A 15,999-nucleotide genomic window follows, 5' to 3' on the forward strand; every position below is an offset into this window, starting at 1 on the left:
CTGCGATCATCCTTTTAAGGTCATCTATTGTCTGTGTAAGGTTTGATATGATGCGGGTGAGCTGCTCAATTTGTTCGCTCTGTTTCTTTTCCAATTCCGTCATTCAGCTCACCTCCCGAGTGCTTTATCTAACGATAATTTTAGCAAAAATCGGGATTTTTAGCAAATTCGAAGAGCTTTACTGTATGACAAAATGACGATGGAAAAGATAGTGAGGAATCATGCGGGATTTCCACAAAAGCTGGTTTTCAACTTGAATTTCGGAGACTATCTCTTCAATTTGTAAGCTGTTGTGGAAAGACTCCAGGTTCTATCCACATAGGGGTGATTTGACTCTGCGGTGTGTGTCCTGCTGACTGCACCCGTGCTCTCATTTTCTACGTTTTGACGATTCAAATTTTTACCCCTGCTGAACAGTTACAGATATTGAATGGATTCCATATTGCAGTCTCCTTTCTATTCCTCAGCGGATGGCGCCGTGTTCCACATGGAACACCCTGCCGCCCAGCATTTGCGGCAGGCGGTCATCCTCACAGCAGGTGATGAATACTTGTCCGCCGGCGATGCGGTTCAGCACAAATTCCTGCCGTTTCGGGTCCAGTTCGCTCAAAACATCGTCCAGCAGCAGCACCGGATATTCTCCGGTGGCGTTTTTGTAGATCTCCCGTTCCGCCAGCTTCAGCGCCAGCGCCGCCGTCCGGGTCTGGCCCTGGGAGGCATACTGCTTGGCCTCCCGTCCGTCGATGGTGACCAAGAGGTCATCCTTGTGTGGCCCGGACAGACACAGCCGGGAAGCCCGTTCCGCCGTCTGATGGGATTCCATATGCGCCCGGAGCTGCTCCGTCAAAACAGCCACATCCACCGCCGGGTCTGTGACGGAGGACACCGTTTGGTATTGTATTTCCAGCTTCTCTTTTCCGCCGGAGCACTCCAGGTGGTGGATGGCCGCGTACTCATTCAGCCTGGCTGCAAACTGCTGGCGGTAATGGATGAGCACCGCGCCAAAGCGCACCAGACGCTCATTGAAATCCGGCAGCGTCGCCAGCAGGTCGGGTCGCTCCTCCGAATCCCGCAGGATGCGGGTCTTGTGCTCATACGTCCGGTTGTATTCCGTCAGCGCGGCGGCATACCGGGGACGGAGCTGACACAGGGCGTTATCCATGAATTTCCGCCGGGCGGCGGCGCCCTCCCGGATCAAAAACAGGTCATCCGGGCAGAAAAACACGGTATTGTAGACCTCGCTCAGCGCCGCGCTGTTTTTAGCGGGCACCTGGTTGACGGACATCTTCCGCCGCCGGTCCCGGAACAGCTCCGCCCGCACCCTGAAATCCCGCTCCCGGGCGAATACCTGGGCGCAGAGGGAAGCGGCGGGCGCGTCGAACCGGATCATCTCCCGGTCCGTCCTGGCTCGCGGCGACCTTCCGCAGGAGAGGTAGATCAGCGCCTCCAACAGGTTCGTCTTACCCTGGGCATTTTCTCCGAAAATGACATTGCACCGGGCGTCAAACTCCACAGCCTGCCTGCCGTAATTCCGAAAAGCGTCCAGCTCCAGCCTATCGATCCGCATACGCTGCCGTCAGTTCCTGACCGTCGAAGAAAACCACATCGCCGGGACGGATCTTCTTGCCCCGCATGGTGCAGACCTCGCCGTTTACCTGGACTTCACCGCCCTGGATACGCTCCTTGGCCTCGCCGCCGGACTCTACCAGATTGGCAAATTTCAAAAGGTCCTGCAGCTTGATAAATTCTGTTGTAATAACGATCTTCTTCATCTTATTCCGCACTCTTCAATCTGACAGGAAGTACCATATACAGGAAATTTTCCTCGCCCTCCGTGGGCACGATGATGGCGGGGGAGACCCCGGTGTTCAACTCGATTTTCACCGTATCCGCCGGGGCGTACCGCAGCGCCTCCATCAGATAGCGGTTATTGAAGCCAATCTCCAGCCCGTTGCCGTCACCGGCCAGCCGGCAGACGTCCTTGGCCTCGCCGTTGCCGGTCTTGGCGGAGAGGTAGACCTTGTCGTGGTCAAACACGCACCGCACCGGGCTCTTCAGTTTCTCGGAGATCACCACGGACACACGGTCGATGCTGTTGATAAGGGCCTTGGTATCGGCGATGACGGTGATGGGGTTTTTCCGGGGAATGGCGTTCTTGTAATCCAGGAACTCACCCTCCAGACGGCGGCAGATCAGCTCCGTGCTGCCGACTTCAAACAGAATGTGGCGTTTGCCCAGCGTCACAGTCGCCAGGTCTTCCGTGTCGCCGCAGATTCCCTTCACTTCATTCAAAGCCGCGCCGGGCGCCACAAAGGAGAAGGCGCCGCCTTCGATTTTTTCCAGAGGCTCCCGCCGGACAGCCAGCCGGAAGCCGTCCACTGCCACCATGGTCAAGCCCGCGTCGGTGATCTCGAACAGGGCGCCGGTGTGGACGGGGCGGCTCTCGTTGGTGGACACGGCAAAGGCCACTTCCTCGATCATGGTCCGCAGCACCTTCTGCTGAATGGAGACGGCATACTCGTCCTCCACTTCCGGCAGGTCGGGGTAATCTGCGGCGGAGAGGCCCAGAATATCAAAATCCGCGTCGCCGCAGGAAAGGTGCACCATCTGCCGGTCGTCGGCGGTGAAGGTCACCACATCGTCCGGCATCCGGCGGATGATGTCGCCGAACAGCCGGGCGTTTAAAACAATATCGCCGCCCTCCGTGATGTCGGCGGAGACCCGGGTGCGGATGCCGGTCTTCATATCGTAGCCGGAAACGGTCAGCTCCCGGTCCACGTGGAGCAGCAGGCCTTCCAGCGCGGGGATGGAGCTCTTCTGCGCCACGGCACGGCTGGCCACGGCGATGGCACTCTGCAAAAGGACTTTTTCGCAGCTGAATTTCATCATAACGTTACGCATCCTCTCTATATAGGGTGTGAGTAGAAAACGCTTTTCAAAAAGAAAAGAAAAATTTGTTTAGAAAAAAGTAGTCATAGGGAAAAAGAATGTGTAAAACTCCTGAAACCCCAGATTTTCCAAGGATTTTGCCATCCACAGGAATTTGTCTGATTTCGGATGTTTTTTCCACAGCCATGTCGAAGGGATGTTTTTCCACAGGAAAGTTTTCCTTTTCCACGGCTGTTTGTGGAAAAACATCAGCGTTTGGAGTTGATGTTGGTCTTGATCTCCTTGACCCGTTCGGCAAAGGAGGGGTCCTTCTTCATCTGCTTTTCCACCTGCTTGATGGAGTAGAGGACCGTGGAGTGGTCCCGGTTGTCAAAGACCTTGCCGATGTCGTCCAGGCTGAGATTCGTCATGCTGCGGATGAGGTACATGGCGATCTGGCGGGCGGCCACGGCATCCCGGATGCGCTGCTGCCCCCGGATGACCGCTTCATCCAGCCCGTAGTATTTGCTGATGCAGTCCAGAATGGATTCCGGGGTGGGGATGTACTCGCTGCTGCGCTTCAGGATGTCCTGCATGGCCCGTTCCACGGTCTCCTCGTCGGCGTCGTTGCCAAGCAGGTCTTTGTAGGCCAGGATCTTATTGATGGTGCCCTCCAGTTGGCGGACGTTGGCGGTGACCTTTTCCGCGATGGTAAAGACCACCTTGTCCGGCAGTTCCATGCCGAGGAGGGCGGCTTTGTTTTTGACGATGGCCACGCGGGTCTCAAAATCCGGCGGCGCCACATCCACCAGCAGGCCCCATTCGAACCGGGTCCGCAGGCGGTCGTCCAGCAGCGTCATCTCAGAGGGGGGACGGTCGGAGGTTAGCACGATCTGGCGGCCGGATTCGTACAGGTTGTTGAAGGTATGGAAAAATTCCTCCTGGGTCTGCTTCTTGCCGGCGATGAACTGCACGTCATCCACCAGCAGCAGGTCGGCCTGGCGGTATTTTTCCCGCATTTCGGCGGTTTTGCCCTCCCGGATGGCGTCCACCAGCTCGTTCGTCAGGTCATCGCCCTTGACGTAAGCGATTTTCGCGTGGGGGTCGTTTTTCCGGATGACATTGGCGATGGCGTAGATCAGGTGGGTCTTTCCCAGGCCGGAGTCGCCGTAAATGAGCAGGGGGTTGTAGTTCTGAGCAGGGTGGTTGGCCACTGCCTGGGATGCGGCGTAGGCAAGCTTGTTGGACGGGCCCACCACGAACGTTTCAAAGGTGAATTCATCGGATGTAAAGCGGTCGTTCGGCTTCTTGACATTGCCCCGAAATTCCTCAAAGGAGAGGTCGTCCAAAATCTCCACCTCAAAATCCGTGGAGAAGATGTCGTGGAGGACGGCTTTGATGTTTTTCAGGAACAGTGATTCGATGTATCCCTTCTTAAAGTCGTTGGCGCAGTGCAGGATAAACGTATTGCCCCGGATGTCCACGGCCTCCAGTTCGTCGAACCAGGTGGCGATGGTGGTCTCCGAAAGGTCTTTCTTCAGCTGTTGCAGGACATTGTCCCACACGTCAGCGACGGAATTCAAAAGAAAACACCTCTCTCTGTAAAAAATGAACAAAACTATACACATACATTATAGCAAAAAAACGGGGAAGGTGCAATACATATTCTAATATAAGTTCTGAAAAGTAATGGAAGAAACGAGGAACAAGATATAGGGGGATTTCTTTTATTTTGATACCATATTTTGAAAATTACACAGGCAGAACGATGAAAAAGGCCCTTTTTTTGAAGATTTCAAGTTTTTATTGACACCTTTTGTACTTGTATGCTATACTATTCCATGCGTCGCAAGGCGCCGATACAATGTTTACTGCGCCGTTCCCCCGGAACGGTGTCGAGTAAGTGTCATGGCAACATGACCGGAAAACTGACAGGAGGTGTCTCAACATGGCAACGAAACGTACCTATCAGCCCAAGAAGCTGCACGGCCAGAAGGTCCACGGCTTCCGCAAGAGAATGGCTACCGCCAACGGCCGCAAGGTCCTGGCCCGCCGCCGCGCCAAGGGCCGTGCCCGTCTGTCCTACTAAGCGAAACGGAAACGCGGGGAGACACTTGAACAGACGCCTTCAGGGACGGCGGGAATTGTGAGATTCCTCCGTCCCTAGAAAAGTTTCCTGAATCTTTTTGGAAGGAAAGTCTGTCTTGTCTCCGTAAAACAGCGGAACAGAGGGAAGCGTATGAAGCCAGCGGTCACGTTAAAAAAGAATTATGAGTTTCGCCGGCTGTATCAGAGAGGCGCGTCGGCGGCGGGAGGCTCCATGGTGGTCTACTGCCGGAAGAACAAGCTGGGCCATAACCGGCTTGGGCTGACTTCCTCGGTAAAGCTGGGCCACGCCGTGGTCCGCAACCGGGCGAGACGCCGCATGCGGGAGGTCTACCGCCTGAACGCCGGGAAGCTCCGCACCGGTTGGGACATCATTCTGGTGGCCCGGGGCCGGACGGTGACAGCACCCTGGAAGGAACTGAACGACACCTTCCTGCGCCTCTGCCGGAAGCTGGACCTGCTGGAGGACAAGCCGTGAAGCACGTTCTCATCTGGTTGATCAAGTTCTACCGGAAAGTCATTTCTCCCTATACGCCCCGCTGCTGCAACTATATCCCCACCTGTTCCCAGTACGCGCTGGAGGCCATTGAAAAATACGGCGCCCTGAAGGGCGGCTGGCTGGCCTTCAAGCGTATTCTGCGCTGCAATCCGTTTCACAAGGGTGGATACGACCCGGTCCCCTGACCCCATTACAACTTGGAGGAAACGCCTATGTTTTCAAGCATTGGATACATTATTTGTATCCCCTTCGCCTGGCTGGTCCGGCTGTTTTATACGCTGACCGGCTCTTACGGCTTAGCTATCATCCTCTTTACCCTGGTGGTAAAACTCATCATGCTGCCCTTCCAGGTGAAATCCAAGAAGAGCATGATGCGCATGAACCGGATGAACGGCAAGATCCAGGAGATCCAGAAAAAGTACGCCAACAATCAGGCCAAGATGGGCGAAGAGATGCAGAAGCTCTATGCCGAGGAGGGCGTCAGCCCCATGAGCGGCTGCCTGTGGAGCTTCCTGCCCCTGCCCATCCTGCTGGCCCTGTATTCCATCATGCGCCAGCCCATCACCCATTTGATGATGATCTCCAAGGATACCGCCGCGGGCCTGGTGGAAAAGGCTGCCGCCGCCGGTGTGGATATCACCAACATCGCCACCGTCAAGGACGGCGTCACGCAGTTCACCGCCTACGGTCAGATCAACCTGGTCAAGGCCATCACTTCCCAGGCGCCTGAAGTCGTGGACGGGCTGGATAAGTGGATCCATCTGGATTTCAGCTTTATCGGCCTGGACCTGGCTGCCACGCCCACCAGCGTTTTCGGCAGCTTTTCTTTCAGCTGGGCTGTCATCGGCCTGATCCTGATCCCCATTCTGGCCGGCGGCTTCCAGCTCCTCATGAGCATTTACACCATGAGAACTCAGCCCCAGCAGGGCGCCAACGGCGCTTCCATGAAGGGCATGATGTATATGATGCCCCTCATGTCCGTTTACATTGCCTTCATCATGCCCGCCGCCCTGGGCATTTACTGGATCGCCCAGAGCGTGTTCTCCCTGATCCAGGAAGTCATTATGACCAAGTTCTTCAACAAGAAGCTGGAGGAAGAGGAGAACGCCCGCTATGAAGCCCGCCAGGCTGACCGCCAGCGCCGGCAGGAGGAGGCAAAGCGCCTTCAGGAAGAGCAGAAGAAGCAGGCCGCCCAGAAGCAGACACTGAAGCAGAAGCAAAAGGCTGCCCAGGCGGCCAAGGCTGCTAAGGCGGCCAAGGCCGGAAGAAGCACGACCGAGGCCGGCCGTGTGGGTGACCGCCCGTATGCCCGGGGCCGCTCTTACAAAGCGGACCGTTATGACGATTAAGTGAGGAACCGCAATGAGACAGTATATTGATGTAACGGGCAAAACCGAGGACGAGGCCATCAGCAAAGCGTTGGAGCAGCTGGGCCTGGACCGAGATGATGTGTCCGTTGAGATTTTGGAGCGCGCCAAATCCGGCTTCCTGGGCCTGGGCAGCTGCCCTGCCAAAGTGCGGGTGAGCTACGGCGAGGAAGAGGAGCCTGTGGTGATCCCTGCTGCCCCCGAAAAGAAACCGGAACAGCCCAAAAAGCCCGCCCCGGAAAAGAGACCCGAGCGGAAACCTAAGCCTGAAAAGCCCGAAAAGGTGGAGAAAGCACCCAAAGCCGCTCCCGTTCAGGATCTGGGCGAGGAAGTGGACGACGAAAAGGCCCAGGCCATCCGCAAATTCCTGACCGGCCTGCTGGCCCAGATGGAGAGCGAGGCTGTGATCAAGGTCTACCAGCCTGAGAAGGGCCGCTATAAGGTCATTCTGGAGGGCCAGAACCTGGGCGCCCTGATCGGACGCCGGGGCGAGACCCTGGACGCCATCCAGCAGCTCACCAGCTACTCCGTCAACCGTACCGGCGGACGTGTCCGCATCCAGCTGGACGCTGAGGGTTACCGGGAAAAGCGGGAGCAGAGCCTCCAGCACCTGGCCAGAAAGGTGGCCGCCAAGGTGGTCAAGTACCGCCGCAGCGTGACGCTGGAGCCCATGAACGCCTATGAGCGCCATGTGATCCACACCGCCCTGCAGGATGTGCCCGGCGTTACCACCTATTCCACCGGCGTAGACCCCAACCGCCGCGTCATCGTTGCCTACGACCGCGACAAGAAGTGAATTCAGAAGGACCGCCCGGATTTTCCGGGCGGTCTGATTATCTTTTGAAATCCAGCCCGAATAAAACCCGCCCTTGACATCCTGGAGGAAACATGGTACAGTGACTTTCGACATCAAAAAGGCTGTGAAAAGGAACAGTATCCCGGAAATTCCGCACCAGAGAGGGGACGGTCGGTGTAAGTCCCTGCGGAAAAGGGGAGAAGGCGCCTTTGAGCCGCGAAGCGGAAATGCTTCGCCGGTCCCCGCCGTTACCGGGACAGAGTGCGTATCAGCCAGATACGAATTCAGGTGGAACCACGGACTTTTTAGTTCGCCCTGAGCCGAAAACCGGCTCAGGGCGTTTTTATCGTTCTGGGCCCATCAAAAGGAGAATGGATATGAAAAACAGCGAAAAGACCCTGGACATGATCGTCAACCTCTGCAAAAACCGCGGCTTTATCTACGCCGGCTCCGAAATTTACGGCGGCCTGGCCAACAGCTGGGACTACGGTCCCCTGGGCGTGGAGTTCAAGAACAACGTGAAGAAGGCCTGGCTGAAGAAGTTCGTCCAGGAGAATCCCTACAACGTCGGCCTGGACGCCGCCATCATTATGAACCCCCAGACCTGGGTCACCACCGGCCACGTCGCCAGCTTCTCCGACCCCCTGCTGGACTGCAAGGCTTGCAAGGCCCGCCACCGTGCGGACAAGCTCATCGGCCAGGAGCACCCCGAGGTCAACGTGGACGCCATGAGCTTCGACGAGATGGACGCTTTCATCGCGGAACATGAGGACGTGATCTGCCCCGTCTGCGGCAAGCATGACTTTACCCCCATCCGGAAGTTCAACCTGATGTTCAAGACCGCCATCGGCGTCACTGAGGACTCCTCCTCCACCTGCTACCTGCGCCCCGAGACCGCCCAGGGCATCTTCGTGAACTTCGCCAACATCCAGCGCACCACCCGCCGCAAGCTGCCCTTCGGCGTCTGCCAGGTGGGTAAGGCCTTCCGCAACGAGATCACCCCGGGCAACTTCACCTTCCGCACCCGTGAGTTCGAGCAGATGGAGTGCGAGTTCTTCTGCAAGCCCGGCACCGACCTGGAGTGGTTCGCCTACTGGAAAGAGTACTGCGTGAACTGGCTGAAGGATTTGGGCATCAAGGAGGAGAACCTGCGCCTGCGTGACCATGAGCCCGCGGAGCTGGCCTTCTATTCCCGCGCCACCACCGACATCGAGTATGCCTTCCCGTTCACCGACTGGGGCGAGCTGTGGGGCATCGCCGACCGTACCGACTACGACCTGAGCCGCCATCAGGAGGCCTCCGGCAAGGACCTGACCTACTTCGACCAGGAGAAGAACGAGCACTATGTGCCTTATGTTATCGAGCCCTCTCTGGGCTGCGACCGCGTCGCTCTGGCCTTCCTGTGTGAGGCTTACGACGAGGAGGTCGTGGGCCAGGACAAGAACGGCAAGGACGACGTCCGCGTGGTGCTGCACCTGCATCCCGCCCTGGCGCCCTTCAAGGTGGCCGTCCTGCCCCTGAGCAAGAAGCTCAGCGACAAGGCGCTGGAGATCAAGCAGGAACTCTCCAAGGAGTGGATGGTGGACTTCGACGAGACCGGCTCCATCGGCAAGCGTTACCGCCGGGAGGACGAGATCGGCACGCCTTTCTGCGTCACCGTGGACTTTGACACCGTTGGCGATGACACCAAGGAGGGCGACAACTGCGTCACCGTCCGTGACCGCGACACCATGGAGCAGGTGCGTCTGCCCATTTCCCAGCTGAAAGCTTATCTGGCGGAAAAGCTGGCCTATTAAGTTTAGGCCAGTCCTGCTCCATGGACCGCCGCGTAGCGGCGTGTAAGCGATTTGCCGATGGCAAATCCTTACGTCCGGGCGAATTCACTTCGCCCGGACAGAAATCGAATCATGGGGTCCCCATCAACCTCGGTTGATGGGGAAGCAGGTGCGTCTGCCCATTTCCCAGCTGAAAGCTTATCTGGCGGAAAAGCTGGCCTATTAAGTTTAGGCCAGTCCTGCTCCATGGACCGCCGCGTAGCGGCGTGTAAGCGATTTGCCGATGGCAAATCCTTACGTCCGGGCGAATTCACTTCGCCCGGACAGAAATCGAATCATGGGGTCCCCATCAACCTCGGTTGATGGGGAAGCAGGTGCGCCTGCCCATTTCCCAGCTGAAAGCTTATCTGGCGGAAAAGCTGGCCTACTGAGAAAATATCATCAAACGGGCGGGTGTATTCACCCGCCCGTTTTCCTGCCGACCTGTTGAAAAAGAATCCCCTGGCCGATCAGCCAGGGGATTCTTTTTGCTGTCATTGAGCCTGGGTATCCAGAAACGCCCGCAGCAGCTCCTTGGCGGGACGGCAATAGTCCAGCTTGTGAAAAGGAAACCGGGCCAGCGTCTCCATGCGGACGGGGGAGATATGGCAGTATCCCCGTGGGTTCTTTTCCAGATACCGCTGGTGGTATTCCTCGGCGGGATAAAAGTTTTCCAGCGGTTTCAGCTCCACGGCAAAATACGGGACCGCCGCCGCTTCCAGGGACGCAACCCGGCGGACGGTATCTTCGTCCACCCCGTCCACCCAGTAGACGCCGGTCTGGTACTGGCTGCCGACGTCCGGCCCCTGCCGGTTGGGCGTCTCCGGGTCGATCACCGCGAAAAGAGCGAACAGCAGGTGTTCCAGGGAAACCTGCTCCGGGTCATATGATACCCGTACCGTTTCCCGAAAACCGGTGATGCCGGAGCATACCGCCTCGTAATTGGCCTTTTCCGGGGAAACGCCGTTGGCGTATCCGGCTGTTACATTCTTTATGCCCGGAAGGGCCCGGTACAGCCGCTCCATGCCCCAGAAGCAGCCCCCGGCCAGATAAATTCGTTTCTCCATCTCAGAAAAACATCCCCATGAACCCATCGGGCATCTGACGGCTCTGTTCCCAGATGTCGTCGAACTGCATCCGGTTCAAATCGGTGACATCCCCGTCGCCGCCAGCCAGCTGCCGGGGGTCCGTGGGCGGTTCGTCCAGGTCGTCGTAGGGCTGATACAATCCGACACGGTAGACCTCCACTTTCCGTCGGGGACAGCCCCGGCTGTCCAATTCCAGATACAGGCGCCAGGGCTCGTCCTCTTCCGCATGGTCCCATTCGATCATGTAATACTGCATATCTGCGTCCTCACTTGCTGAAAAACTCCCGGATCACGGTTTCCTCCGCCTGTACGCTGCCCTGGGCGAAGCCGTTCCGACCGCCGCCCCGGCCATTCAGGGCCTTGTTCAGATCCTTTACCAGCGGAGAGATGTCCTGTCCATCCGCCTGTACCAGAGCGTAGGCGTACTGTCCGTCCTCCCCGGCGAACACCGCCGCCAGACCGCCGGCGCGCTTTGCCACGGCGTCCGCCAGCTTCCGTACGCTGTCGCCTTTCATGGCGGGCTGGAACAACAGCACATCGCCCCGGCCCTCATTCTCCCTGGCGATGGCCTCAAACGCGGTCTCCTCCAAATGGGCCATCCGCACCTTGGCCGCGGACAGCTCCGCCTCCAGCCGCTCCACTGCTGCCAGGGTGTCCTGGGGCTTGACGGAGAGCTGCTGGCCGATGGCCTTGGCCTGGTCATAGGTCCGGCCCAGGTAATCCAGTGCCCGCTTGCCGCATATGATCTCCAGCCGGACGCCCTCCCGAAACTTCTGGCAGGACAGGACTTTGATCAGACCCACCTGTCCCGCCCGGGCCACATGGGTGCCGCAGCAGGCGCAGCAGTCCGCCTCCGGGAAGGTGACGATGCGCACCTGTCCCGTCAACTCCTTTTTGCTGCGGTAGTCGATGAAGGCCAACTCCTCGGAATCGGGATACGCGATCTCCACCTCTTGGTCGGCCCAGATGACCTCGTTGGCCTTCCGTTCGGCGTCCAGAGCCTGCTCCCAGGAGATGTCGGCGTTGTAGTCGATGGTGACAGTCTCGGCGCCCAGGTGGAAGCCCACATTGTCGCAGTGATAGTCGGCGCAGAGGATGCCGGAGATGATGTGTTCGCCGGAGTGCTGCTGCATGTGGTCGAACCGCCGGGCCCAGTCAATGCGCCCGTTCACCATCTGCCCAATTTCCACAGGGCCGTCACAGGTGTGGAAAATCACGCCGTCTTTTTCATGGACGTCGGTGACATGCACGCTGCCCAGGGTGCCATGGTCGGCGGGCTGTCCGCCGCCCTCGGGATAGAAAGCGGTGCAGTCCAGCACCACCTGATAGCCGTTTTTCCCTGCTTCACAGGACAGAACGGTTGCAGGGAATTCCTGAATAAATTGATCAACGTAGTAGAGCTTTTCTGTTTCCATGTGGAAAACTTCCTTTCCTTTAAGAGATGGAGACGACAAATTTCCATACCGGCTCCGCCAGGTGCAAGCCCAGCAGCGCGGAGCAGAGATTGGCCGCCAGTCCGTAGAGGACAGCCCGGCCGCGGGAGTGTCCGGTCAGCAGGTGGCTGTACAGCGCCGCCTCCCCAATGGTGATGAGAATTTCCATAAGGATGAAGGGCAGGAGGGACCAGCCGGTGACGCCGTGCTGCATGGCGCTGTAAGCCATCGCCAGGGCCAGCGTCCCCTGAGTGAGGAGATTGACGGTTAAGAACCGCAGCCAGTTCCGCCTCTGCGTTCCGTAGCCAAACAGAAGCAGCAAAATACCTTCCACCAGGATCGTAGGCACAAAGGTGGCCAGGAATTGCAGCACGTAGCCCACCCAGGTAGGCGGTATGGTGACGGTTTTTGCCGCCCAGTCCACGGTGGCAGAGGATTGCAGGACCGTGCGGGTGCAGACCCCGGAGAGAAATACCTGGCCGGATTTCGTGACCATCAGGATGCGATAGGTGTCCGGCACGCCGTGGTAGCCGAAGATGTGGACGCCGTCCGCATTCGGGTACAGGTCACCCCACATGGGAGCGCCGGTGGACCCCTCCGCTGTGCAGGCGTGCCATCCCTCCGGCACCGCCGCCCGCAGAGCTTCCAGCAGGTCCTGGTCCAGAGCGGCGGCCTCCCCGCCGGAATAGCTCCACTCCAGGCCGTCAAAAAGGTCTTCGCTGTCCTCGTAGTTTCCCTCCGCCAGAATATCCAGATAGTACGGTTCCTCCGGGGCGTTTACCACCTTGACCGCAAGCTGGTCCTTGGGTCCCATGTCCGCGAAGGCGGTGACCGTCAGAAATGACGCAGCCAACGCAAAAAAGAGCAGGGAGCGGAATGAACGTTTCATAGGCGAGCCTTTCCAAAAATGACAACTATTTGTAAATTAAGCAATCAATTATACGATTCGTAGTTTAAATGACTGCTTCCAGCAGCCCCAAAGCCTGCTTCCACTGCAGCACCCGGCGGCAGGCGGTGTCGATGACGGATTCGTCCAATTCGCCGTTTTCCACAGCCTCCTTGACTTTGGGGATCTGCGTCCGGTAATCGGTGGTGAGAACGAGGTCGTTCCCCGCCTCCAGGGCCATCACCGCCACGGCGCCGTCCTCCGCATAGGCCGCCACCGCGTCCATGGCCAGGTCGTCGGTCATCACCACGCCGTCAAAGTCCAACTCCTCCCGGAGGATGCGGTGGACATTGGGGGAGAGGGACGCGGGCAACTCCGCGTCCATACACTCCACGATATTGTGGAAGACCAGCACGGCGGTGGTGCTGCCTCCGGCCTCCATGCCCGCCAGGAAGGGCAGAAAATCGCCGTTGACAAAATCTTCATAGGGCCGGTCATCCATGGCGATGCCGGTATGGGTGTCCGCATTGTTCCCATAGCCGGGGAAGTGTTTTAACACACTTCCCATGCCGTCGGCCGCCATTTGGGCGGTCACAGCGGATACATAGTCCGCCGTGGCAGCCGCGTCCCGGCCGAAGGCGCGGTTATAGATAAAATCGCCGGGGTCGGTGGAGACATCCGCCACCGGGGCCAGGTTGACATTGAAGCCCAGGGCGTCCAGCAGGATGTCTTTCTCGCGGGCGTCCGCCGTGACTGCCTCCATGCCGCCGCCGGCAAACAGCTTTTGGGGAGACTGGAATTTGGAAGCCCTCAGATGGGGATTGGAGCTGACCCGCACCACGGTGCCGCCCTCCTCGTCCACGCCGATGAGCAGGGGGACAGCGGCGGCGTCCTGATAGCTTTGTATCGTCTGGATCAGCGCGTCAGCAGTTTTGTCCTTGGTGTCCCGGCCAAAGAGGATGTAGCCGCCCAGGTGGTAGGCGCTGACATCCTCCGCGGCGTTTTCCGCCGGGCAGCGGACGAAAAAGAGCTGCCCCACTTTTTCCTCCAGGGTCATAGAGGTCAGCAATTCCTCCACCGGGTCAGCGGGCGGCTCCGGCTCCGTGGCGGGGGGAGGAGGTTCCACGGCGGGAAGTTCTTCCTGAACCGGGGGAACGGGTTCCTCCGGGGTAGGAGGCGCACCGCAGGCGGCAAGAGAGAACAGGACCAAGAGAGTCAGCATTGCTGCCAGCAGTCGTCGCATAAGGCACCTCCCGGAGCTTGATATGGATAGTGTACCATAAAGGAAAGAAAAAAGAAAGAGCACGGGAAATCCCGTGCTCTTTTCGGTGAGTTTACTGTTATTCCTCCGGCTTGACCAGGGCGATGTGCAGCTCGTCCAGCTGCTTCTGGGTGACTTCGCTGGGGGCGCTCATCATCACGTCCTGGGCGTTTTTGTTCATGGGGAAGGGGATGATCTCCCGGATGGAGTCCTCTCCGGCCAACAGCATGACCATGCGGTCCACGCCAGGGGCGATGCCCGCGTGAGGGGGTGCGCCATAGCAGAAAGCGTTGTACATGGCGGGGAACTTGGCCTTCACGTCGTCTTCGCCCAGGCGGACCAGCTCAAAGGCCTTGATCATAATTTCGGGGTCATGGTTCCGCACGGCGCCGGAGGAGAGCTCCACACCGTTGCACACCAGGTCGTACTGGTCGGCGGTGATGGTCAGGGGGTCGATCTCGCCCCGCTCGGCCTTCAGCAGGACCTCCAGGCCGCCGGAGGGCATGGAGAACGGGTTGTGGCAGAACTCCAGTTCGCCGGATTCCTCACCAATCTCATACATGGGGAAGTCCACGATCCAGCAGAAGGCGTACTGCTCCTTGTCCATGTGACCGGGAACGGCGGCGCCCAGGGTCTTGACAAGGACGCCTGCGGTCTTCTGGGCCTGGGGCAGCTTGCCGGCGGACAGGGCCACGAAGTCATTGGGCTTCAGGCCCAGAGCGGCGACCACCTGCTCCTTGATGGGGGAGACGAACTTGGCGATGCCGCCCACGATCTCGCCGTTCTCGTCCAGGCGGAACCAGTAGGGCTTGCCGCCGGAGACGACCTCCACATCCGCCAGGGTCTTGTCGATGAACTTCCGGGTCTCGTGGAAGTCGGAAACCACCACGGCCTTGACGGTGCTGCCCTCGAAGGGGCCGAAGCCGCAGCCGCCCAGGACTTCGGTTGCGTCTGTGACCGTCAGGTCGATGCGCAGGTCGGGCTTGTCGGAGCCGTACTTCTCCATGGCCTCGGTGTAGGGGATGCGCATGAAGGGCGCGCCGCTGGCCCGGTCATAGGTGCCGTACTTGGCGAAGATGGGAGGCAGCACGTCCTCCAGGACGGCGAACACGTCCTCCTGGGAGGCGAAGGCCATCTCCATATCCAGCTGGTAGAACTCGCCGGGGGAGCGGTCGGCACGGGCGTCCTCGTCCCGGAAGCAGGGGGCGATCTGGAAGTAGCGGTCGAAGCCGGAGGTCATCAGCAGCTGCTTGAACTGCTGGGGAGCCTGGGGCAGGGCGTAGAACTTGCCGGGGTGGTTCCGGGCGGGCACCAGGTAGTCCCGGGCGCCCTCGGGGGAGGAGGCGGTCAGGATGGGGGTGGTGATCTCCAGGAAACCGTGCTCGGTCATGGCCTGCCGCAGGGCGGCCACCACGTTGCACCGCAGGACGATGTTCTTCTTGACGGCGGGGTTCCGCAGATCCAGATAGCGGTATTTCAGGCGGGTGGCCTCGTCAGCCTCCCGGCTGCGGTTGATCTGGAAGGGCAGCTCGTTGTAGCGGCAGCGGCCCAGGATTTCTACCTTGGCGGGGACGACCTCGATGTCGCCGGTGGCCATCTTGGTGGTCTTGGAGTCCCGCTCCCGGACGGTGCCCTCCACGGAGATAGTGGATTCCTTGTTGATGGACTTGAAGGTGTTCACCATGTCCTCGGTCTCGGCCACGACCTGGGTGGTGCCGTAGAAGTCCCGGACGACGACGAAAGCCAGAGCGGAGGAGACCACGCGGACGTTCTCCATCCAGCCCACGATCTTGACCTGCTTGCCCGCGTCATCAAGGCGCAGCTCCCCGCAGGTATGGGTGCGATTCTGCATCATAATGGGTTGTTCCTTTCTGTATTTTG

General features: G+C 58.9%; 17 protein-coding genes and 1 other annotated feature. Of the genes, 6 read left to right on the top strand and 11 right to left on the bottom strand.

Annotated elements, in window-relative coordinates:
* Positions 1–463: 463 nt before the first annotated feature.
* The 5 genes from recF to dnaA are packed head-to-tail and all read right to left on the bottom strand — an operon-like array spanning position 464 to position 4,451.
* Complete coding sequence (gene recF, locus JQM68_RS03230) at positions 464–1,567, bottom strand: DNA replication/repair protein RecF (RefSeq protein WP_235221478.1); 1,104 nt, start codon at positions 1,565–1,567, stop codon at positions 464–466.
* On the bottom strand, positions 1,554–1,772 hold the full coding sequence (locus JQM68_RS03235; RefSeq protein ID WP_235221479.1) for an RNA-binding S4 domain-containing protein: 219 nt from the start codon (positions 1,770–1,772) through the stop codon (positions 1,554–1,556). The genes recF and JQM68_RS03235 overlap by 14 nt, the downstream gene beginning before the upstream one ends.
* Before the next feature lies 1 nt (position 1,773).
* Complete coding sequence (gene dnaN, locus JQM68_RS03240) at positions 1,774–2,889, bottom strand: DNA polymerase III subunit beta (RefSeq protein WP_235221480.1); 1,116 nt, start codon at positions 2,887–2,889, stop codon at positions 1,774–1,776.
* A 46-nt stretch (positions 2,890–2,935) separates the two neighbouring features.
* Complete coding sequence (locus JQM68_RS03245; RefSeq protein ID WP_235221481.1) at positions 2,936–3,097, bottom strand: hypothetical protein; 162 nt, start codon at positions 3,095–3,097, stop codon at positions 2,936–2,938.
* A 40-nt stretch (positions 3,098–3,137) separates the two neighbouring features.
* Complete coding sequence (gene dnaA, locus JQM68_RS03250) at positions 3,138–4,451, bottom strand: chromosomal replication initiator protein DnaA (RefSeq protein ID WP_235221482.1); 1,314 nt, start codon at positions 4,449–4,451, stop codon at positions 3,138–3,140.
* Positions 4,452–4,816: 365 nt separating this feature from the next.
* Between dnaA and rpmH the strand changes: the two genes are divergently transcribed.
* From rpmH to JQM68_RS03280, 6 genes are all read left to right on the top strand, one after another.
* Positions 4,817–4,957 (top strand): 50S ribosomal protein L34, encoded by a 141-nt coding sequence (gene rpmH, locus JQM68_RS03255; protein ID WP_021751147.1) that lies wholly within the window; start codon positions 4,817–4,819, stop codon positions 4,955–4,957.
* 150 nt (positions 4,958–5,107) lie between these two features.
* Positions 5,108–5,452 carry a ribonuclease P protein component gene (rnpA, locus tag JQM68_RS03260; RefSeq protein WP_235221483.1) on the top strand — a complete coding sequence of 115 codons (345 nt, stop codon included), beginning with the start codon at positions 5,108–5,110 and terminating at the stop codon, positions 5,450–5,452.
* Positions 5,449–5,658: a membrane protein insertion efficiency factor YidD gene (yidD, locus tag JQM68_RS03265; protein ID WP_235221484.1), complete on the top strand. Its 210-nt coding sequence runs from the start codon at positions 5,449–5,451 to the stop codon at positions 5,656–5,658. Before rnpA ends, yidD begins: the two co-directional genes overlap by 4 nt.
* 27 nt (positions 5,659–5,685) lie before the next feature.
* Positions 5,686–6,822 carry a YidC/Oxa1 family membrane protein insertase gene (locus JQM68_RS03270; RefSeq protein ID WP_235221485.1) on the top strand — a complete coding sequence of 379 codons (1,137 nt, stop codon included), beginning with the start codon at positions 5,686–5,688 and terminating at the stop codon, positions 6,820–6,822.
* 13 nt (positions 6,823–6,835) lie between these two features.
* Complete coding sequence (jag, locus tag JQM68_RS03275; RefSeq protein ID WP_235221486.1) at positions 6,836–7,636, top strand: RNA-binding cell elongation regulator Jag/EloR; 801 nt, start codon at positions 6,836–6,838, stop codon at positions 7,634–7,636.
* A gap of 115 nt (positions 7,637–7,751) precedes the next feature.
* Positions 7,752–7,957, top strand: a binding site (T-box leader).
* A 56-nt stretch (positions 7,958–8,013) separates the two neighbouring features.
* Positions 8,014–9,432 (top strand): glycine--tRNA ligase, encoded by a 1,419-nt coding sequence (locus JQM68_RS03280; protein WP_235221487.1) that lies wholly within the window; start codon positions 8,014–8,016, stop codon positions 9,430–9,432.
* A 512-nt stretch (positions 9,433–9,944) separates the two neighbouring features.
* On the opposite strand, the gene msrA is transcribed toward JQM68_RS03280, so the two are convergent.
* The 6 genes from msrA to aspS form a co-directional block, all read right to left on the bottom strand.
* Entirely contained in the window at positions 9,945–10,517 is a 573-nt protein-coding gene (gene msrA, locus JQM68_RS03285; protein WP_235221488.1) for a peptide-methionine (S)-S-oxide reductase MsrA, read from the bottom strand.
* A 1-nt stretch (position 10,518) separates the two neighbouring features.
* Positions 10,519–10,794, bottom strand: coding sequence for a DUF6881 domain-containing protein (locus JQM68_RS03290; protein WP_235221489.1), 276 nt, complete (start codon positions 10,792–10,794; stop codon positions 10,519–10,521).
* 10 nt (positions 10,795–10,804) lie between these two features.
* The gene (locus JQM68_RS03295; RefSeq protein WP_235221490.1) at positions 10,805–11,953 is read right to left on the bottom strand and encodes an alanyl-tRNA editing protein; all 1,149 of its coding nucleotides are present in this window, start codon (positions 11,951–11,953) and stop codon (positions 10,805–10,807) included.
* Positions 11,954–11,972: 19 nt separating this feature from the next.
* The gene (locus tag JQM68_RS03300) at positions 11,973–12,860 is read right to left on the bottom strand and encodes a hypothetical protein (protein ID WP_235221491.1); all 888 of its coding nucleotides are present in this window, start codon (positions 12,858–12,860) and stop codon (positions 11,973–11,975) included.
* Between the two features lie 64 nt (positions 12,861–12,924).
* Positions 12,925–14,100, bottom strand: coding sequence for a glycoside hydrolase family 3 N-terminal domain-containing protein (locus JQM68_RS03305; RefSeq protein ID WP_235221492.1), 1,176 nt, complete (start codon positions 14,098–14,100; stop codon positions 12,925–12,927).
* A gap of 97 nt (positions 14,101–14,197) precedes the next feature.
* Complete coding sequence (aspS, locus tag JQM68_RS03310; RefSeq protein WP_235221493.1) at positions 14,198–15,973, bottom strand: aspartate--tRNA ligase; 1,776 nt, start codon at positions 15,971–15,973, stop codon at positions 14,198–14,200.
* Between the last annotated feature and the right edge of the window lie 26 nt (positions 15,974–15,999).

It is taken from the genome of Oscillibacter valericigenes, from assembly GCF_021531435.1.
GTDB lineage: Bacteria > Bacillota > Clostridia > Oscillospirales > Oscillospiraceae > Oscillibacter > Oscillibacter valericigenes_B.